The following is a 19,156-nucleotide window of genomic DNA, read 5'->3' as shown; positions in this document are numbered from 1 at the left end:
GTTCGGCGCCCGGGTACCGGCTCGGAGTGAAGCCCCCCGCCATTGGAGTCGAAGAAGAACTCCTGCTCGTATCCGCCACCGGTGATCCACTCCCACGCAGCAAAGCGGTCGTCGACGACCTGGAAGAAGGCCTCGACGTCACCCTCGAGCTGACCAGGGCCATGGTCGAGATCAACAGTCCTGTCTGTCACAGCTCTACTGAGTTGCATGGGCACTTGTCTGACATGCGCTCCAAGCTGGCAAGCGCCGCTGCTGAGGAACGTGCACTGCTACTCGCGATCGCCGTACCTCCCCACGGCAAGGCGGCCCAGGCGATCACGAACAAGCCGCGCTACCAGGAGCTGGCCGAGCGGTGGGGGCTGCTGGCCCGGGAACAGGGCGTCTGCGGCTGTCACGTACATGTAGACGTGCCTGACAGAGAGGCGGCGATCAGAGTCAGTAACCACATACGGCCCTGGCTGCCGGCATTGCTGGCGCTGACGGCGAACTCGCCGATCTATCTGGACCAGGACACTGGCTTCGCCAGTTGGCGCTGGCTGATGACAACCCGCTGGCCATGCGCCGGCCCGCCGCCGTATCTGGAGTCTGTCGAGCACTACGACGCGCTGGTTGCGATGCACCTGGCGGCAGGGACTCTCATGGACGAGCGGATGGTGTATTGGGACATTCGGCCGTCCTCACACCTGCAGACGATCGAGGTACGTGTCAGCGATGTACCACTGACTGTCAATGAGACAGTCCTTCTCGCGACCCTCATCCGCGCGTTGGTGATGACCGCCGTCCACGACGGCTCACAGGGCCCGACCCTGGAGCCGGAAGTACTGCGCGCCGCCTACTGGCTCGCTGCCCGCGACGGCATCACCGGCAACGGCCTCGACGTCCGCAACGCCGAACCAATGCCGATGCCCAAGGTCATCGAGCGACTACGCCAGCACGTCGAACCAGCACTCCAGGAACTGGGCGACCTCGAGTTGGTTGACGACGAACTGCAGCGGGTATTGACCACCGGCAACGGAGCCGTCCGCCAACGCAAGGCCTTCCGTGAGGGCGCGAACCTCATCGCCCTCACGGAAGTCAGGCCCTAGAAATCAAGCCCTAGTTGCGCAAGAAGCTCTCCAACCCGTGCAGGTCGTCAGTGTTGAGGTGATCGACCCCCGCCGCCTCCAGCTCGCTCCACAACGCCTCGCGCGCGGCACCGCGCGCATCAGGCGTCGCCCAGAACCGCACCCGGTAGCCGGCATGGTGAGCCTGCACCACGATGTCGTGCAGCTTGGTCCGCTCGGCGGTCGGCATCGGGCCCAGATCGGTCCAGGTGAAGTTGTTCGTCCAGTTGTCACTCACCAGCGGCATGAGTGACGCCGGCATCCCCGACTGCAGGTCGCTGAGCCGGCCGTCGTACCCGGCGTACCGGACCTTCTGCGCCTTCAGTACGTCGAGCGGCCGGTTCCCACTGATCACCGACGTCACCGCGCCCTTCAGCACCCGCCCGTTGATGAACACCGTGCTGATCCCGCGGTACTTCGTCAGTTCCTTGTCGATCGCGGCGTACGTCGAAGGCCCGTCACTCTTGATGTCGATGAGCAACTGGAAGTCGCGCCCGTGCTTGTACACCTGCCCGTGGTTCTCCCGCACCCGGTCGGCCAGCGGCTTCAGGTACAGGCTCTCCAACGTGCGCCCCGGTACGGCGTTCTCCAGGTCGTGAGCGACCCGCAACTCGCCGTCGACCAGCCACACGTCCGCCTCGACACTGCTGAACCCACGGTCCAACGCGTCCTGCAGCGGCCGCCGGTGCTCGTAGTCGTTGTGCGCATGAGCCGACGCGAGCGCGCGTACGGCGGGAGCGTCGTACGAGCGCGGCAGCTTGAAGCCCTCGGACCGTACGACGTCACGCAGCCGGTCGGGGTAGTCGGTGATGATCCCGTCGACACCCTTGTCGATCAGCGACTCCATGGTCGCCGGGTCGTCGACCGTCCACGGCACCACCTTCATCCCGGCCTCGTGCGCCGACTTGACCATGTCGGCGGTGACGTACGGCCGGTAGGTCGGGTCGGTGACCTTGCCGTCCTGCGGGAAGCCGTGCACCGGCGAGATGGCCGACGCGCCGAAGGACTTGGTCGCCTTCACCAGATCGCCACCGAAGTCGTCGATGTCGATCCCGCCCAGCCACGGCGACTTGCCCGGCTGACCGACCTGCAGGAAGTCGTAGTTCGTCAGAGCGACCAGCGGCAGCTCAGGCGCGACCTGGCGCATCCGCATCAGCGCGCCCCAGTCGAAGCTCTGGATGGTCACCTGCCGGGCGATCCGTGCGCTCCGGACCTCCTGCGAGACGACCTGGACGAACTGCTCGCGCGGTGCGGTCTCCGACGGCGCACCGGCTTCGACCTTGGTCTCGATGTTCAGCTTCACGCCGTACGCGTGGAACCGGTGGACCAGCGCGAAGACGTCGCGCAGCTCCGGCATCTGGGCACCCGGGTCGGGCTGCTGACCGGGGAAGTTCGGCTGCGTCTGCGAACCGCAGTCGAGTTGCTTGACCTGCTTCAGCGACAGCGTGTTGATGTACTTGCCGACGTACGGGTACTCGGGGTCGCCCGCGGTGTACGGCGCGGTGTCCTTGCACTTGCTGCCGGAGATGCGCCGGTCGTGGGTGACGACCGCGTGGCCGTCCTGGGTGATCTGGACATCGAGCTCGAGCGTGCTGACGCCGAGTGCGAGGCCGTGCGAGAAGGACGCGATCGTGCTTTCCACGGTGAGCCCGAGGCCACCGCGGTGGGCCTGGATGTCGAAGTCGCCGCGGGTGGCCACGGCCGGTGCGGCAGGCAGCAGCCCGACGACGAGGGCAAGCGGAAGCAGCGCGCGGGTAAGGCGGCGCATGAGGGGTTCCTTCCGGAGGGGTGTGGGCGGGATACCCCTGAGGCTGGCTGCCACAGGGATACCTGTGCCTTCGTGAAGGTAGCCGAGAAAAGGCTTGCGGGTGACCGCCGCGTGTCGCCGACCGGCTACGGAGCGGATACGATCCGTCGCACGGACTGGCTCTCGGCCGCGATGGAGCCGTCCTTGAACGCCTTGTCGAGCCTGCCTTCGATACGGCGAGTAGGCGTGAGATCGATCTGACAAGTCGCGGACGAGCCGCCGGGAGTGGCTGTCGTGGCGGCCGGCTTGATCGACCCGCGGGCGATCGTGGCCGAGGTACGGCCCGGCTCGAGTTGCAGGCTACCGGGCTGGATGCACTCGCCGGCCCAGGTGAGGATGGACGGTTGCTGCGACTGTCGGCTGTCGATCATCCGTACGGCGATGGCGGCCCGGCATCGCCGCCCTGGCTGCTGTCTAACACCGCAACAGCTCAGGCCTCCTCCGTACTACTACTCGTATTGGAGGGCCTCGAGGGGGTTGAGTTTGGCGGCGCGGCGGGCGGGCCAGATCGCGGCGAAGATACCGACGACAACGGACACGACGGCGAAGATCACTACTTGGCCGCCCGGTACGGTGAAGCTGACCTCGTCCAGCCGAGCGGCCAGCAGCGACGCCAGGCCGAGCCCGAGGATGATGCCGATCACCGCGCCGATCAGCGCGGTCATCACGCTTTCCTGGCGGATCATCCGCTTCACCTGCCGCCGGGTCAGCCCGATCGCACGCAACATGCCCAGCTCACGGGTCCGCTCGAAGACGGTCAGGACCAGCGTGTTGACGATGCCGAACAGGCTCACCAGCACCGACAGCGCGAGCAGCACATAGAGGACGTTCAGCAAACTCTTGATGCTGTCGGACTGGGCGTCCTTGAACTGTTCGCGGGTCTGCGCCTTCGCATTCGGGAAGGAGGCCAGGGCGGCATCCAGGGCGGCCGTGTTCGCGGCGGTGACACCGCCCTGCAGGCTGACGAACGTGTACAGGTTCTGCGGCTGCGGGTTGGTCGCGTCGAACGCGGCCGAGGAGATCGTCACGTTGCCGAACGGCGAGCCGCCCGGTGGCGGCGTGAAGATGCCGCGCACTGTGGCCGTCAGTGTCTGGCCGCCGACCGTGTGCAGCGGGAACGTCGATCCGATCTGCAGGTTGTGCTTCTCGGCATACGCGTCGTCGACGACGGCGCCATCGGATCCCAGCTCGCCGAGGACGGCCTGGGAGCCGTCCTTCCAATCGAAGGTGAGGACCGCCGGGGCCTGGGTGTCGACCGCGGTCATGAAGATGGTCTCGCCGAACGCCTGAGCCTGCCCGCCACGCACGCTGGAGATCGCGTCCACCCCGGGCACTGCCGCTACGGCCGCCGCGACCGCCGGTGGCATCGGACTGAAGTTGTTCTGCGCGGTGACGGCATAGTCGCCGTTGAAGATCCGGTCGACCGCGTCCTCGAACGGCTTGATGATGCCGGCTCCGAGCGTGGCGACCAGGGTGACCAAGGCCAGCCCGATCATCAGGGCGGCGGCGGTGGACGCCGTCCGGTGCGGATCGCGCCGGCTGTTCTGACCGCCGATCTGGGTCGCGGGCCGGTCCGCGAGTACGCCGGGGAACTCCGCGGGCCACTCCGGCTCCCACGAGCTGAACCGGCGTCGTAATGCCATCAGCGCCACGATCAGCAGCAAGACCGGGTTGAGCACCGCACCCAGCACGAAGCCGGCGGTCCGCCGGCCGGCCGGGCCCGGGCCCCACAGCCCGCGGCGCAGCAGCCAGTAAGGCAACGAGAAGAGCGGCCAGACCAGCACCGTCAGGACCACCACCGACCAGCGCGCGACCGGATCCGACAGCACAGCCAGCGGGCGCACCAACCGGGAGGAGAACAGCGCTATCCCGATGAAGATCAGCAACACCCCGAGCCCGAGTGAGCTGAGCACGGTGGTCGTACTGAGCCCGTCGGCGAACAACCCGGTGAGCACGAGTGCGACACCGGCGATCGCGAGCAGGGCAGCGCCGATCGGCCGGAAGCGGTGGAACCGGCTCGGGGCGAGCGTCGCGCCTTCCCGAACCGCGGCGATCGGTGGCACCCGCGTCGCCCGCCACGCCGGTCGCAGGCTGGCCACCAGCGTCACCAGGACGCCGACCAGCAGTCCGACCACGATCGTGCGAGTGCGGAACACCAGTCCGTTGTTGGGCAGCGTGAGCCCGACCGCATCGAAGATCCTGAACAGGCCGGTGGCGACACCCAGGCCGAGGAACAGCCCGGCAACAGCCGCGACCAGCCCGGTCACGAGTGCCTCGAGCACTACGGTGCCGAGCACCTGGCGGCGGGACGCACCGAGCGTCCGCAGGGTGGCGAACTCGCGGGTCCGCTGGGCGATCGTGATCGACAGCGAATTGGCGATCACGAACGAGCCGACGAACAACGCGATCCCGGCGAACACCAGCAGGAAGGTCCGGAAGAAGTCGAGGAATCCGCTCGTGCCCTCGGCGTCCGCGGTCGCCTGCTCATCGGCGCTGCGGACCTGAGTGCCATCGGGCAGCGTCTGCTGGATCGCGGTGAGCAGTTGCTGTTCGGAGACGCCGTCCTTCTTCGCGACCAGGATCTGGTCGAGCTTGCCCGCCTTGCCCATCAGTCGTTGCCCGGTCGGCAGGTCGAACCCGGCCAGCGTCGCGCCGCCGATCGACGACACCTGGCCGAACTCGACCAGCCCCGAGATCCGCATCTGCTGGATCGGCCCGCGGGCCTGCACCCCGATCGTGTCGCCGGCCTGGAAACCCTTCTTGCTGGCCGTCTGCGTGTCGATCACGACCTCGCCGGCAGCCGGCCAGGCGCCGCCGACCAGCGCGAGCGTGTTGAACTCCGGCCGATCGGGATTCACGCTGAAGGCGAGGTTCGGCGCTCCACCGAACACCACGGCCTTGCCGTCCCGGCCGATCAGCTGGGCCTCGCCGAAGACGCTGCCGTCGGCCACCTCGACCTCGGGCAGCGCCTGCACCTTCGGCAGCAGCGACTGGTCGAACGGCGGTGCGACGCCCCCGGCGGCCTCCTCCTGGCTCAGCTCGAACGGGGACTTGCCGGTGATCGCCGCGTCGGTGTTCTTGTAGTTCTCGGTGAAGATCGAGTCGAAGGCACTGGAGATCGAGTCGGTCAGCACGTAGGTGCCCGACACCAGGGCCACGCCGAGGACGATGCCGATCGCGGTCAGCGCAGTACGGAGCTTGCGGCCGAGCATGCCCCGCAGCGCGAACCGGATCACTGCAGGTCCAGCGTGTCGATGATCTGCAGGATCTCGTGCTGGCTCGACCGGCCGGTCTCCTTCACGATCTCGCCGTCGGCCAGGTAGAGCACCCGGTCGGCCATCGCCGCAGCCTTCGCGTCGTGGGTCACCATCACCGTGGTCTGGCCGTACTCGTCGACCGAGCCGCGCATCAGCGTGAGGATCTCACCGCTGGTCCGCGAGTCCAGGTTGCCGGTCGGTTCGTCGGCGAACACGACCGTCGGGCGCGACACCAGCGCCCGCGCGATCGCGACCCGTTGCTGCTGGCCGCCGGAGAGCTCGGCCGGCCGGTGGTGCAGCCGGTCGGCGAGCCCGACCCGTTCGACCAGTTGGTCGAAGAACTGCGGATCCGGCTTCTCACCGGCGATCGTCAACGGCAGCACGATGTTGTCCCGGGCGGTCAGCATCGGCAGCAGGTTGAAGAACTGGAAGATGAACCCGATGTGCTGACGGCGCAACTTGGTCAATGCGTCGTCGCCGAGCGTGGTGATCTCGATGCCGTCGATCTTGACCGACCCTGACGTCGGGTGGTCCAGCCCGGCCAGGATGTGCATCAGCGTCGACTTGCCCGATCCCGACGGGCCCATCACCGCCGTCAGCTGCCCGGGCTCGATCTGCACGTCCACGCCGTGCAACGCCCGTACGGCGGTATCACCTTCGCCATACACGCGTACGACGCCTTCCGCGTGCACGACTCCGCTCGTCCCCTCCATTGCCGATCGCCCTCCCTGGCTGATCAGCGGCCCGCCCCCAGAAGACCGTTTCAACAACTCTCACTGAGTGTGCTCGCCTTTGGGCGAGTTCGACAGAGGGGTTTCCCCGGATTGACCCTGACGCTTCAGCTTCGTCAGAGCCAGCCGCGGCGGGCGGCGTGGAAGCCCAATTGGAGCCGGGTGTCCGCGGAAACCATGTCCATCAGGGCCCGGACCCGCCGCTGGACTGTGCGCATCGACAGGTTGAGCTGGTTGGCGACAGCCTGGTCGGTGAGGCCTGCCAGGAGCAGGCCGAGGATGCGGGAATCGAGCTCGGGCAGACCGTCCGACGAGCCCTCCACCATGCCGTCCGTACCCAGGACGAGTGGCATGCCGTCACGCCATACCCGGTCGAAGAGAGCGAGCAGTGCGTCGAGCATGCCGCTGCTGTGCACGATGAGCGCGCCGATACTCCCACCTGCCCCGGACAGCAGTGGGACGAGTGCGATCCGCCGGTCCACGATCAGCAATCGCATCGGCAGCTCCTGCACTACGCGGACCTCTTCACCGGCTTGCAGCGAGTCAGAAGCGGCAGCGAAGAACCCGGGCCGGTCGAAGGCACTCCGCTCGATCAGCACGCGGTAGCGCACGCCGCGAGTGACCGCCGCGTCCTCCTCCTTGTTCTCCTCGGGTGGGACGACTGCGATCTGTGCCTTGACGAACCCGAGGACCTCTTCGCGTGCAGACATCTGTAGCTGGGCGAACCGCTGCCCGACAGCCTTCGCACCCCGTACGACGTCCACCACGTCGCTGACCGAACGCTCGGTGTCGGTACCTCGGTAGACCTCGGCCAGCGACTCGATCTCGCGCTGTGCCCGTCGCAACTCCTCCTCACGCTGCACAGCCAGTGCAGCGAGCGCGACTGATGGGGGAGAGGCGACGTACCGGTCCGTGCCGCTGCTGGAGCGTGCGGCCAGGCCGAGCGTCTCCAGGGCGACCAGTGCGCGTGCGGCCTCGACCGGGTGGCAGCCGAGACGGCCGGCCAGTCCGGTGGCGTCGTACGACGGCACCTCGACGAGGGCGCGGTAGGCGAGTTCTTCGGAGTCATCCAGTCCGAGCACGTCGAGCACGATGCCTCCCAGCAGGCGGTTGTGTGGCGGCCGGACCCTGGCGGGTTCGTGAATTGTCGCAATCTTGCCAGGCCAGGCCCCTCTTTCGCTGGCGGTTTTGCGATGGACTGACCCGCGACAACGTCCCGAAGGTGGTCCTTCCTATGTTTTTCCGCTCACTCGCGCGCAAAACCTTGGCCGGCGCCAGCGTCACCGCCCTGCTCGCCGTCGCCGCCGTTCCCGCCTCAGCTAGTCCACCTCAACCTGCCGCTGAAGCTCGGCCGACCCTGCCGGTGCAGGTCGACGCCGAGAAGGTCGTCACTCTGCTCACCGGTGACAAAGTCCAGGTCTCGCCGGCCGGCACCGGGCGCAGCAATGTCCGCTTCGTCCCCGCCGACCCGGCTCAGGCCGGCTACGAGACTCGTACGGTCGGCAAGGACCTGTACGTCGTACCGGACAGCGCGGCCAAGCTCGTCAACAACGGCAAGGTGGACCAGGCGCTCTTCAACGTGAGCGGACTGATCCGGCAGGGGTACGACGACGTCTCCACGAGCCAGATCCCCGTCATCGCCACCTACAAGCCCACGGCCCGTGCAGCTCAGCAGGCCGTCCCTGCCGGGTCCACCCGCACCCGGATGCTGTCATCTGTCGGTGCCGCGGCGCTCCGGACCGACAAGGCGCGTGCACGTGAGACCTGGCAGACCCTGTCGACCGGTCGGGACGTGCAGAAGCTCTGGCTCGACGCGAAGGTGCGGAAGACGCTCGACCAGAGCGTCCCGTACGTGGGCGCCCCGCAGGCCTGGCAGGCCGGGTACGACGGCAGCGGTACGACGGTCGCCGTCCTCGACTCAGGTGTCGACGCGGAGCACCCGGACCTGGTCGGCGCGGTCAAGGCCCAGCAGAACTTCACCGACAGCCCGGACGTCACCGACCACGACGGCCACGGCACCCACACGTCGTCGACCGTTGCCGGCCGCGGCGTCGCGTCCAACGGCAAGAACAAGGGTGTCGCTCCGGGGACGCAACTGCTCTCGGGCAAGGTCCTGAACGACTACGGCAGCGGTGAGCTGTCCTGGATCATCGCCGGGATGGAATGGGCCGTTGCCGAGGGTGCTGACGTGATCAGCATGAGCATCGGTACGTCGGAACCCGTCGACTGCACCGACCCGATGGCGGCCGCCGTCGACCGGATCAGCGCAGCGTCGGGCGTCCTGGTTGTCGTTGCTGCCGGCAATCTCTACGGGCCGGCCGAGACCATCACCAGCCCGGGGTGCGCCGCGTCGGCTCTGACGGTCGCGGCGACCGACCTGACCCAGACCACCGCGGACTTCTCCAGCCGGGGACCGGTGATGGGCAACCACGCGGTCAAGCCCGACATCGCGGCGCCTGGTGTGGACATCACCGCGGCTCGGGCCGGTGGCCGTGGCGATTCGGCGTACACGGACATGAACGGGACGTCGATGGCGACGCCGCACGTTGCCGGTGCGGCCGCGATCCTGAAGCAGCAGCACCCGGACTGGAACGGTCAGCAGCTGAAGGCAGCACTGCAGAACTCGGTGCGCTCGGCCAGCACGGTGGCGATCTACGAACAGGGCGCCGGTGAGCTCGACGTCGCGCAGGCGGTCGCCCAGCAGGTGACCGGCCCGGGGACGACGGACCTCGGTACGTTTGCCTGGCCACACACATTGTCAGACAAGATCACCAAGCAGCTTGCCTATCACAACAGCGGGACGCAGCCGGTGACGCTGACCTTCGCCGTCGACGCCCGCGGCAACAACGGGAAGCCGTTGCCCGCGTCGCTGATCAGCTTCGGCTCCGGCTCGTTGACCGTCCCGGCCGGTGGGACCGCCGAGCTGCCGGTGACTGTCGACCCGTCGGCCTCGCTGGACCGCGGCCTGTACGGCGCGATCAGCGCGCGGGTGGTTGCTACCGGCAATGACGGCCGGACGGTCGTCACCCCGCTCGGCTTCTACCTCGAACCGCAGTTCGTCGACGTCACCTTCAAGCTGATCGACCGCAACGGGCAACCGGCCTCGTCGATCACCGCGCTGGACGTGTTCGACACCGACAGCATCGCCGCGCAGCGGATCGGATTCGACGGCGCGGACCGCACGCTGCACCTGCGGGCCGGCACGTACTCGCTGGCGGCGATCATCGCGACCGGCGACGCGGCCGGGATGGTCGAGTCGTATGCCTTCCTCGGCGACCCCGAGATCACCCTGACGAACAACACCACGATCACGTACGACGCCCGCACAGCAGCCGAGGCCACGGTCACCACCCAACGGCCGACCGAGCGTAAGGGCGGCAGCCTGACCTACGGCCGGATGATCGACAACTGGATCCTCGCCTCGAGCCGCAGCTTCGGCAAACAGATCAAGTCGATCTACCTCAGTGAGACGCCGGAGGCTCGCCGTGGCACCTTCGAGGTGGTCGAGGGCTGGCAGTACGCATCACCGGCCGGCGCCAAGTCGCCGTACCTCTACAGCCTGGCCTTCACGCATCAACAGCAGATCAAGGGCAAGCCGGAGCACCGGGTCCGCGATCGCGACCTGGCCACGATTGACGCAACGTATTACACGCCAGGCAAGGACTACACGTACTCCGAGTACGTCGATGTGTGGCGGCCGTGGAGCATCAACCTGATCCCGACGGGCGACCGGGGAGCCGTGGCGGCACCGACGCGGGTGCAGCATCTGGTGACGGCCGACCGGGACACGAAGGTGTCGCAGATGGTCGGGCACTCGGACACGATGAGCTGGCCGTTCGCGACGTTGATGACGTCGACGGCTACGTCGTACCAGGCTGGAAGCCGACACACCGAGAGCTGGTGGAAGGCGGGACTGCGGCCAGGAATGGTGACCGATCAGACGACCGGGCAGAAGTATGTACCGGCGGCGCGTGACGGCAACTCGATCTGGAGCAACTTCCCGACCTGGTCGGACACCGAGCCGGGACACTTCTCGCGCGGAGGTTTCCTGGACCTGGGTGGGACGGAGTTGCTGGCCGATGGGGTGTCGCTGGGGGAGTACGGGTTCTACGGGCAGGGCTACTGGGACGTACCGGCCGCGGCGACCAACTTCGAGCTGGTCTACGACCTGATCCGCTGGCAGCGCGGGGACTACAAGTGGGAGTCGCCGACGACGGCCGAGACCCGGTGGAAGTGGAACAGCTCCGCAGTCGATGCGGGCAAGCCGCTGCCGCTGCTCTTCCCGGACTACGACCTTCCCGTCGACCTCAACGACCGCGCGCCACGGGTGCGCGCGTTCCCGATCACCATCACCGCCGAGTCCGGCCATTGGTACCAGGCCGGCCGCTTCACGAAGGCTCGAGTCTGGACGTCGTACGACGACGGCGCCACCTGGACCCAGGTCCCCGTTCTCAACCTCGGCACCAAAGTCGTCGCTCTGGCTGACAACACCAAGGCCACCGACTTCGTCACCTTGAAGGTCGAGCTCACCGACTCCAACCACAAGTCCGTCACCCAGACCCTCAACCGTTTCTACAAAATCCGCTAGAAAGCCCGGCCGCGAGTCGTGGATTTCGGTGCTGCTCCGGCGACCTCGCCAACCGAGATCCACGACTCGGCGCCGTGATCCACGACTCGGCGCCGTATGGCAGGAAGATGACAGAAACCCCTCGAAGGTGGTGGGAGAGCTTCGAGGGGGGAGTTTGGTGGCGTCGGACCGGGAAGCGCCTCACGGCGCGTGGCCGCTCGTAGCGGCTTAATTTGGGACCCGGGGCTTGCACCGGCCCGACACCTCGAACAGTGTAACCGGTGCCAAAACCCCTTGTCCTGTTGGGATCTCGGGCCTCAAGACGCCCATAGCATCCTACGTGTTGGTACGCAACTACCAGAGTTGCCCGGCGCGTTCGGCCCGGGCCGCGGTCTGCAACTGATCCGCCATCTCGACCAGTTTCGAGGCCGACAGCACCCGGTCGTGACCGTCGTCGGCGAGGTGCGCCCGGCCGGTCGCGACGATCCGCGCGAACGCCGCCGCCCGATCCAGAGTGGTGGCGAAATCTCCCGTCGCGACGCCCCGCAGTACGGCGTCGACCATGTCGCGCACCTCGGTCGGTCCGGGCGGTTCGGCGACACCCGCGACCACCGCGTGCACCTCGGCGTACTTGCGTCCGGCCGCGAACTCGCGGGAGACCTCCTCCGCGTTCGTGTGCACCCACGACCGCAGCAGGTACAGCCGCCAGAGCGAGCCCGGCAGCGAGTCGGCAGGCGCGTCGGACCAGAGTTCCGCGAGCTCGTCGAGACCGTAGTCGTCGGCCAGTTTCACCACCCGCGCGTGCACCTCGGTGTCCTCCGAGGAGCGGACACCGCGGACCAGCAGTTCGGCGGTCCGGTGCGCAACCTCGGTGACGGCCGCCGGGTCGGCGGCGCCGGGCAGCGACTCGAACAGCTTGTTGCCGGGCATGATCGGACGGCGCGGATTGGGGGTGGCCACGCGCTCAATGGTGCCCGAACCACCGCCCCCTCGCACGCCGACCCGGCGCCGCCTCCCACACCCCGGGCGTGTATCCCGGTCCGAGCGGCGCCCGCGTGGCCGGTGGGGTCAGTAGGCTGAGGTTATGGCAGGTGCTGGTGGTGGGGGCGGCGGCAAGTTGGCCAAGAATCTGGTCAAGTACGGCGTGCGGTACGGACCGCTCGCCGTGGAGGCGATCAAGCACGGCCGCGAACCCGCTCAGCAGGCGGTCCAGGCGGCCCTGGCGAAACGGTCCGCCCGGAAGAAGGCGCTCGAGCACGCGCTCACCGTCCGCGACGGGTCCTTGCTCAAGGTGATCCGTGACGGCCAGGCGATCTTCTTCGTCTTCAGTGGCGACGCGATCGTGACGACGTACCCGCCGGTGCCGCAGAACGCCTACCCGGAGCTGCTCCGGCACGCCGACCTGGACAAGCGCGAGCCTGCTGTCGTGCTGGCCGCCCGGAAGCCGAGGATCGGGCCGCACCTGCCGAAGATGCGCAAGCGCTGAAGCTTGACGCGGGCGTAACATCCCGGACCCGGCCGGGCAACAGGCGGAACGCAGAGTGGAAGGACGTTTCCACGAGGGAGGGCGTCCGCATGCTCTGGAAGATCAGGACCGAACTCGCCGACCGGCCCGGTGCGCTGGCCGAACTCGCTGCACGGTGTGGTGCGGACGACATCAACATCCTGAGCCTGGAAGTGTTCACCGCCGAGACCGGCGCCGTCGACGAGCTGGTGGTCTCCACCAGGGTCGGCTGGACCGCCGACGACCTGACCGCCCTGGTCGCCGAGGCAGGCTGCGCCCGTACGACGGTTCGCCCGTGCCAGGCCGACGTACTGAGTGATGCGCCGACCCGCTACCTGCGCGCTGTACTGCGGCTGATTGACGACCCGGTGTCCGTCGACGAGGAGCTGGGCAACCTGCAGGGGTTCGAGGAGTACACCCCGGCCGAATGGGCGCGCGCCGACGCACTCGTGGAGATCGCGGGCCGACTGGCCGAGCGGTACCAGGGGAGCGTGATGGAGGGTCCGCGCCCCGGCAGCGGCGTACCGGAGCTGCGACCGGCCACCGTCGAGGACGCTGAGGCCGTTGTCGCCATGCACGAGCGGTGCTCGTACGAGAGCCGCACCCGGCGCTACCACGTGCCGATGCCGAAGCTGACCACCCGGACCGCGCGGCACCTGGCCGCGCCGGCCGGCGGGATCTCGATCGTGGCCACAGTCGGTGACGGCGTCATCGGGATGGCGACCGCTGCGCCGTGGGAGGAGTTCGGCAGTACGACGATGGAGGTCGCCGTACTCGTCGAGGACGGCTGGCAAGGTCAGGGCCTGGGACTGCAGCTGCTCCGCCGGGTGGTCGTCGAGGCACGGGGGCTGGGCGCCGATCGGGCCGTCTGCGTGGTGCAGCCGGAGAACCACGCGATGCTCCGCACGCTCGAGCGGCTGCGGATGCGGTCCAGAGTGGTGCAGGACGGCGACAATCTGGTGGTCACGGTCGCCCTGTCCGACCGGAGCCTGTCGCATGCGGTGGATCGGCCCCCGGTGCAATATCGTCAGTCTCGTGCCACCCCTTCCCTCCGGTCGCAATCCACACGGTCTGCTGGTCAACCTGCCCGCGAGCACTCGCTCGCCGCTCTTTCAGCTGTTCACCCGCTTTCTGGTGGCGCTGGGGCTGCTGAGCGTGATGGTGCTGATCGTGGTGGTCGACCGTGACGGGTACAAGGACACCTACGACGGCAACGTCGATATCATCGATGCGATCTACTACGCGACCGTAACCCTCACCACCACCGGGTACGGCGACATCACCCCGGTGACTCCGGCCGCCCGGCTGGTGAACGCCTTCATCGTCACACCACTGCGGATCTCGTTCCTGGTGGTCCTGGTCGGCACGACACTGGAAGTACTGGCCAACGAAGGCCGCCGCATCATCGGCGACTCGCGATGGAGGAAGCGCATGAAGGATCACGTCGTCGTCGTCGGTTACGGCACCAAGGGCCGGTCTGCTGTCCAGACACTGATCAGCAACGGAGTGAAGCGCGACACCATCGTGGTGATCGACCCGCGGGCGCAGGCGATCGGTGATGCGGGCAACGACCAGATGGCCGCGTTCCACGGTGACGCGACGAACCGGACCGTGCTGCGCCGGGCCGAGGTCGGGTCGGCGCGCGAGGTGATCGTCACGACCGATCGCGACGACGCGGCGGTGCTCGTCACGCTCGCCGTGCGGCAGTTGAACCCGGACGCGCACATCGTGGTCGCGGTCCGCGAGGAGGACAACGTCCCGCTGCTGCGTCAGAGCGGCGCCGACGCGGTCGTGACCTCGTCCGAGGCGGTCGGCCGGTTGCTCGGTCTGTCCGCGATCAGCCCGAACCTCGGTGAGGTGATGGAGGACCTGCTCACGTACGGCGAGGGCCTCGAGGTGGCCGAACGCCCCGTCCTCGGCCGCGAGGTCGGCAAGCCCCCGTCGGCCGTGCCGGACCGGGTCGTCTCCGTCGTCCGCGACGGCAGGGTCCACCGGTACTACGACTCCAGCGTCTCGGTCCTTGCTGCCGGCGACAAACTCATTGTGGTCCGCCCGGCCAAGGAAACTCCCTGGGCCGAGCGCCCGGGCGCCGACGACGAGGACGAGTGAACCCTTCCACCGATGGCGCTCGAGTGCTTACCTCGGATTAGGCGGGCACCCAGCCCGCCCGAGGGGTGAGGCTCTTATGAGGTGGAACAGGCAGGTCGTCGGCGTCGCGATCGCGGCGATGGTGTGTGGTGGCGTTGCGGGGGCGCCGAGTCAAGCGCTGGGGTCATCAGGGACGGAGCAGTGCGACCCGGCTTCGGTCAGCAACGCGGCCCTGGCGAAGGGCGGACCGGTGCGGGAGCCGGACCTCGGGCAGATCGCCCAGGATCTGCCGGCCTCGGCGAAGGGTCAGGCGAAGCCGGGGTTCACGACGACGGTGCCGGTGTACTTCCACGTGATCACGGACGGTTCGATCGGTGCGGTGACGACGGCCCAGATCCAGGCGCAGATCGATGTGCTCAACAACACCTTTGCGGGCGGTGAAGGCGGCGACAACAGCGGGTTCAGCTTCACGTTGGCCGCTGTGACGCGGTCAGACAATGCCCAGTGGTTCTACGCGAACCCCACTAGCCTCGGCGAGCGCCGCATGAAGCAGGCCTTGCACACTGGCGGACCGGGCGACCTCAACTGGTACTCGACGACCGCGGGCGACTACCTCGGGTGGGCCTACCTGCCCGACATCGTGACGAAGCCGGGGCAGGCCTACCTCGATGGTGTGGTCGTGGACTGGGAGTCCATGCTGGGTACGTCGACAACGTACGAGGATCGCTACGATCAGGGCGAGACCGGCACGCACGAGGTCGGCCACTGGCTGAACCTCGAGCACACGTTCTACCGCGGCTGCAGCGCGAAGGGCGACTTCGTCGCCGACACCCCGGCCGAGAAGACACCCACCTCCGGATGCCCCGCAGGCAAGGACACCTGCAAGGCTCCGGGACTGGACCCGATCCACAACTACATGGACTACTCGTACGACTCCTGCTACACGCAGTTCACGCCCGGCCAGTCACAGCGCATGGCCGACGCGTGGCTCCTCTATCGGGACTAGACAAGTACGGCGGCCTGCCGCGGCACTCGTGATCAGAACGGGTGCCGCGGCAGGCCTTTGCGTTCCCCGGGTAACGGTCCGGTTTCGGGATGTGGTCGCCGCCGACCCGGTGTTGACGACCGCTGAGGGCCGACCTAATCTCTGATCTGTAAACGATTACAAGAACGATTACAGGAGGCGGGCGTGAGTCGTCCGACGGTCGCTGGGGTGGCCCGGGCAGCCGGGGTCTCGGTGGCGTCGGTGTCACGTGTGCTGAACGGGCTGCCGGCCACCGAGGAGATGGTCGAGCGGGTGCAGCGGGCGGTCGAGGAGCTCGGGTACGTGCCGGACGCGCGGGCCCGGTCGCTCAAGGTCGGCCGGACGTTCCAGCTCACGCTGGCGGTCGCGGACGTCGGTAACCCGGTGTACGTGACGATGATGCGGGCGGTCGAAGAAGTCGTCGCGGCGGCCGGCTATCGCCTGGTGGTGACGACGACCGGGCCGGATGTGGTGGACGAGGTCGCGCTGGTTCGCGGGATGGCGCGAGGGTACGCCGACGGCCTGGTGATCAGCCCGCTGCGCGTCGACGAGGACCTGATCAAGTCGATCCGCGAGTGCGAGGTCCCGGTGGTCGTCGCCGGTAACGTCCCCGCCAAAACAGGCGTCGATACGGTCCGCGCCAACTCCCCGAAGGGCATCTTGCTGGCAGTCGAGCACCTCACGGCCCGGGGACGCCGGCAGATCGCCTTCGTCAACGGGCCTGCGGACACGGTTCCTGGCACGGCTCGCGCGAAAGGCTTCGCCGATGCGATGAAGGAGTTCAACCTGCGGTCCGCGGGTGAGATCGAGGCTGCCGACTTCACCTTCGCCGCCGGGCGGGACGCAGGGAAGACGCTGTTCAAGAAGAGCGGTCCCAACGCGGTGATCTGCGCCAACGATCTGCTGGCCGTCGGCGTCATGCATGAGCTCGCCGCCTACGGGCTCGAGGTGCCGAACGACGTCGCGGTGGTCGGAATGGACGACAGCGAGTTGGCTGAGCAGAGCTTTCCGCCGTTGACGAGTGTGAATCTCGGGTCGGCCGAGCGAGGTCGGCGGGCCGCGGAGTTGCTGTTGGCAAGGATCGAGGACTCCACCCGCACGCCGCGGCGGATCGTCGTACAGCCGTCTCTGAGTGTGCGGAGGTCCACCCCGTGACGGAACTGATGCCACGCCTCCGGCGCGGCGGGTCATGGGGCCTTGGCTCCCGGCCTTCCCTCGTCGCTCCAGTCGCTTCGCTCCTTCCGCTCCTCAGTCCAGGCCGGGAGGCCCCATGACCGGGCTCCCTCCGCTCCTCAGTCCAGGCCGGGAGACTCCATGACCGCGACCGTCACCGCCCCGCCGGAAACGCCGGTCAGGAAAACCGTTCGGCCGAAGCAGAATCGGGAGGCGATCTTTCTCTTCCTGCCCGCGCTGCTACCGGTGCTGTTGCTCAGCGTCTACCCGCTGATCCGCGGTATCGCGCTCGGCTTCACCGACGCCCGCGCCGGCCTCAACGTCGACACGAACTTCGTCGGCTTCGACAACTTCTCGAAGCTGCTGCAGAACGACCTGTTCTGGTCGTCGTTCCGGATTGGCGTGATCTGGACCTTGTCGGTGACGATCCTGCAGTTCGTCGCCGCGCTCGGCCTGGCACTGCTGCTCAACACGAACATCAAGTTCCGCGGCGTGGCCCGGACGCTGGCGCTGATCCCGTGGGCGATGCCGCCGGTGGTGGTCGCGATCATGTGGCGACTGCTACTGCACCCGACCAACGGCCCGGTCAACGAGGTCCTGCAGAAGTTGAACCTGACCGACCAGCCGATCAACTTCCTGGGCGACTTCAGTACGGCGTTGCCGGCAGTGATCGTGGTCGGCATCTGGGTCGGCATGCCGATGACCACGATCACTCTGCTGGCCGGGATGCAAGGGATCGACCGGTCGCTGTACGAGGCGGCCGCGGTGGACGGTGCGAGCGCGTGGAGCCAGTTCTGGAACATCACGCTGCCGCAGCTGAAGACCGTGATCGTGGCGATCACCAGCCTGGACATGATCTGGAACTTCAACTCGTTCGGCCTGGTCTACGTGCTCACCGCCGGCGGTCCGGGCGGTAAGACGATGCTGCCGATGCTGTTCGCCTACAACGAGGCGTTCCGGTACGGGAACTTCGGGATGGCCGCCGCGATGGGTGACGTGATGGTCGTGATCATCATCGTGTTCCTCGCCTTCTACCTGCGGAACCGGTTGAGGAGCGAGGCATGAGAACCCGTCCGGTCGCCCGCGCGCTGCAGTACGTCGCCGTCGTCTGCTACCTGATGTTCCTCGCCTTCCCGCTGCTGTGGCTGGTGTCCAGTTCGCTGAAGTCGCCGCGGGAGTTCGCCAGTATCACGCCGAGCCTGCTGCCGAAGGACGTCGACTTCACCAACTACAGCGACGCGCTGAGCGAGCAGGGCCTGGTCCGCGGGCTGATGAACAGCGTGCAGATCTCGATCGCGACCACGATCCTGGTACTGATCGTGTCACTGCCGGTCGCGTACGCGCTGGCCCGGTTCCGTAGCCGGCTGCGTCCGGTCACGAACGGCTGGATCCTGGTCAGCCAGGTGTTCCCGGTGATCCTGATCGTGATCCCGCTGTTCATGATCCTGCGGCCGCTACACCTGACCAACACAATCCCCGGTGTGGTGATCGTCTACATGGTCTGGTCGTTGCCGTTCGCGCTGTGGATGCTGCAGGGCTACGTGGCCGCCGTACCGCGGGAGCTGGAGGAGGCCGCGTCGGTGGACGGGGCCGGGCGGCTGCGGACCATCGTGTCGATCGTGATGCCGCTGCTGCGACCCGGGCTGATCGCGACCGCGATGTTCACCTTCATCTCGGCGTGGAACGAGTTCTTCTTCGCTCTGGTCCTGCTACAGGACCCGGAGCTCAAAACCCTGCCTCTCGTGCTCGCCCGCTTCGTCGGTGCGGAAGGCCAGGTTCAGTTCGGTCCGCTCGCCGCCGCATCGGTGCTGGCGACGGTTCCCAGTCTCGTGTTCTTCGCCTTCCTGCAGCGCCGGCTGACGTCCGGCCTGTTGAGCGGCGCAGTCAAAGGTTAGGAGATGT

15 protein-coding genes are annotated in these 19,156 nt (G+C 67.6%); 9 read left to right on the top strand and 6 right to left on the bottom strand.

Going from position 1 to position 19,156, the window contains the following annotated elements:
* The first annotated feature begins 26 nt into the window (after positions 1 to 26).
* Positions 27 to 1,085, top strand: a complete 1,059-nt coding sequence (locus EV652_RS14135) for a carboxylate-amine ligase (protein WP_132209543.1) — start codon at positions 27 to 29, stop codon at positions 1,083 to 1,085.
* 10 nt (positions 1,086 to 1,095) lie between these two features.
* Here EV652_RS14135 and EV652_RS14130 read toward each other — a convergent pair whose 3' ends face one another.
* From EV652_RS14130 to EV652_RS14110, 5 genes are all read right to left on the bottom strand, one after another.
* Positions 1,096 to 2,871 (bottom strand): glycerophosphodiester phosphodiesterase family protein, encoded by a 1,776-nt coding sequence (locus tag EV652_RS14130; protein WP_132209542.1) that lies wholly within the window; start codon positions 2,869 to 2,871, stop codon positions 1,096 to 1,098.
* Positions 2,872 to 2,996: 125 nt separating this feature from the next.
* Positions 2,997 to 3,281 (bottom strand): hypothetical protein, encoded by a 285-nt coding sequence (locus tag EV652_RS14125; protein WP_132209541.1) that lies wholly within the window; start codon positions 3,279 to 3,281, stop codon positions 2,997 to 2,999.
* 78 nt (positions 3,282 to 3,359) lie between these two features.
* Positions 3,360 to 6,146: an ABC transporter permease gene (locus tag EV652_RS14120; protein WP_132209540.1), complete on the bottom strand. Its 2,787-nt coding sequence runs from the start codon at positions 6,144 to 6,146 to the stop codon at positions 3,360 to 3,362.
* Entirely contained in the window at positions 6,143 to 6,880 is a 738-nt protein-coding gene (locus EV652_RS14115; RefSeq protein WP_132209539.1) for an ABC transporter ATP-binding protein, read from the bottom strand. Before EV652_RS14115 ends, EV652_RS14120 begins: the two co-directional genes overlap by 4 nt.
* A gap of 134 nt (positions 6,881 to 7,014) precedes the next feature.
* On the bottom strand, positions 7,015 to 7,989 hold the full coding sequence (locus tag EV652_RS14110; RefSeq protein WP_199238175.1) for a helix-turn-helix transcriptional regulator: 975 nt from the start codon (positions 7,987 to 7,989) through the stop codon (positions 7,015 to 7,017).
* Positions 7,990 to 8,132: 143 nt separating this feature from the next.
* Between EV652_RS14110 and EV652_RS14105 the strand changes: the two genes are divergently transcribed.
* A complete protein-coding gene (locus EV652_RS14105; RefSeq protein ID WP_132209537.1) occupies positions 8,133 to 11,486 on the top strand; it encodes a S8 family serine peptidase in 3,354 nt (1,117 codons plus the stop codon).
* Positions 11,487 to 11,819: 333 nt separating this feature from the next.
* On the opposite strand, the gene EV652_RS14100 is transcribed toward EV652_RS14105, so the two are convergent.
* Positions 11,820 to 12,425: a hypothetical protein gene (locus tag EV652_RS14100; RefSeq protein WP_132209536.1), complete on the bottom strand. Its 606-nt coding sequence runs from the start codon at positions 12,423 to 12,425 to the stop codon at positions 11,820 to 11,822.
* A gap of 124 nt (positions 12,426 to 12,549) precedes the next feature.
* Here EV652_RS14100 and EV652_RS14095 point away from each other — a divergent pair, with 124 nt between their 5' ends.
* The 7 genes from EV652_RS14095 (at position 12,550) to EV652_RS14065 (ending at position 19,149) form a co-directional block, all read left to right on the top strand.
* Positions 12,550 to 12,951, top strand: a complete 402-nt coding sequence (locus EV652_RS14095; protein WP_242001752.1) for a hypothetical protein — start codon at positions 12,550 to 12,552, stop codon at positions 12,949 to 12,951.
* A gap of 89 nt (positions 12,952 to 13,040) precedes the next feature.
* Entirely contained in the window at positions 13,041 to 14,156 is a 1,116-nt protein-coding gene (locus EV652_RS14090) for a GNAT family N-acetyltransferase (protein ID WP_132209535.1), read from the top strand.
* Entirely contained in the window at positions 14,128 to 15,078 is a 951-nt protein-coding gene (locus tag EV652_RS14085; RefSeq protein ID WP_132209703.1) for a potassium channel family protein, read from the top strand. Before EV652_RS14090 ends, EV652_RS14085 begins: the two co-directional genes overlap by 29 nt.
* A gap of 76 nt (positions 15,079 to 15,154) precedes the next feature.
* The gene (locus EV652_RS14080; protein ID WP_199238174.1) at positions 15,155 to 16,063 is read left to right on the top strand and encodes a zinc metalloprotease; all 909 of its coding nucleotides are present in this window, start codon (positions 15,155 to 15,157) and stop codon (positions 16,061 to 16,063) included.
* A gap of 183 nt (positions 16,064 to 16,246) precedes the next feature.
* Positions 16,247 to 17,236 (top strand): LacI family DNA-binding transcriptional regulator, encoded by a 990-nt coding sequence (locus tag EV652_RS14075; protein ID WP_132209534.1) that lies wholly within the window; start codon positions 16,247 to 16,249, stop codon positions 17,234 to 17,236.
* A 159-nt stretch (positions 17,237 to 17,395) separates the two neighbouring features.
* Entirely contained in the window at positions 17,396 to 18,319 is a 924-nt protein-coding gene (locus EV652_RS14070; RefSeq protein WP_132209533.1) for a carbohydrate ABC transporter permease, read from the top strand.
* Positions 18,316 to 19,149 carry a carbohydrate ABC transporter permease gene (locus EV652_RS14065; RefSeq protein WP_132209532.1) on the top strand — a complete coding sequence of 278 codons (834 nt, stop codon included), beginning with the start codon at positions 18,316 to 18,318 and terminating at the stop codon, positions 19,147 to 19,149. The genes EV652_RS14070 and EV652_RS14065 overlap by 4 nt, the downstream gene beginning before the upstream one ends.
* The last annotated feature ends 7 nt before the right edge of the window (positions 19,150 to 19,156 follow it).

Source organism: Kribbella steppae, assembly GCF_004342025.1.
Taxonomy (GTDB): domain Bacteria; phylum Actinomycetota; class Actinomycetes; order Propionibacteriales; family Kribbellaceae; genus Kribbella; species Kribbella steppae.
The sequence above is the reverse complement of the archived record's forward strand: the minus strand, read 5'-3'. Positions and strand labels throughout refer to the sequence as shown.

Bases quoted from the DNA above. Each gene is read 5' to 3' on its own strand.
- EV652_RS14130 (WP_132209542.1), bottom strand. From the start codon at position 2,871: ATGCGCCGCCTTACCCGCGCGCTGCTTCCGCTTGCCCTCGTCGTCGGG.
- EV652_RS14125 (WP_132209541.1), bottom strand. From the start codon at position 3,281: ATGATCGACAGCCGACAGTCGCAGCAACCGTCCATCCTCACCTGGGCC.
- EV652_RS14115 (WP_132209539.1), bottom strand. From the start codon at position 6,880: ATGGAGGGGACGAGCGGAGTCGTGCACGCGGAAGGCGTCGTACGCGTG.
- EV652_RS14105 (WP_132209537.1), top strand. From the start codon at position 8,133: ATGTTTTTCCGCTCACTCGCGCGCAAAACCTTGGCCGGCGCCAGCGTC.
- EV652_RS14095 (WP_242001752.1), top strand. From the start codon at position 12,550: ATGGCAGGTGCTGGTGGTGGGGGCGGCGGCAAGTTGGCCAAGAATCTG.
- EV652_RS14090 (WP_132209535.1), top strand. From the start codon at position 13,041: ATGCTCTGGAAGATCAGGACCGAACTCGCCGACCGGCCCGGTGCGCTG.
- EV652_RS14085 (WP_132209703.1), top strand. From the start codon at position 14,128: ATGGTGCTGATCGTGGTGGTCGACCGTGACGGGTACAAGGACACCTAC.
- EV652_RS14080 (WP_199238174.1), top strand. From the start codon at position 15,155: ATGAGGTGGAACAGGCAGGTCGTCGGCGTCGCGATCGCGGCGATGGTG.
- EV652_RS14070 (WP_132209533.1), top strand. From the start codon at position 17,396: ATGACCGCGACCGTCACCGCCCCGCCGGAAACGCCGGTCAGGAAAACC.
- EV652_RS14065 (WP_132209532.1), top strand. From the start codon at position 18,316: ATGAGAACCCGTCCGGTCGCCCGCGCGCTGCAGTACGTCGCCGTCGTC.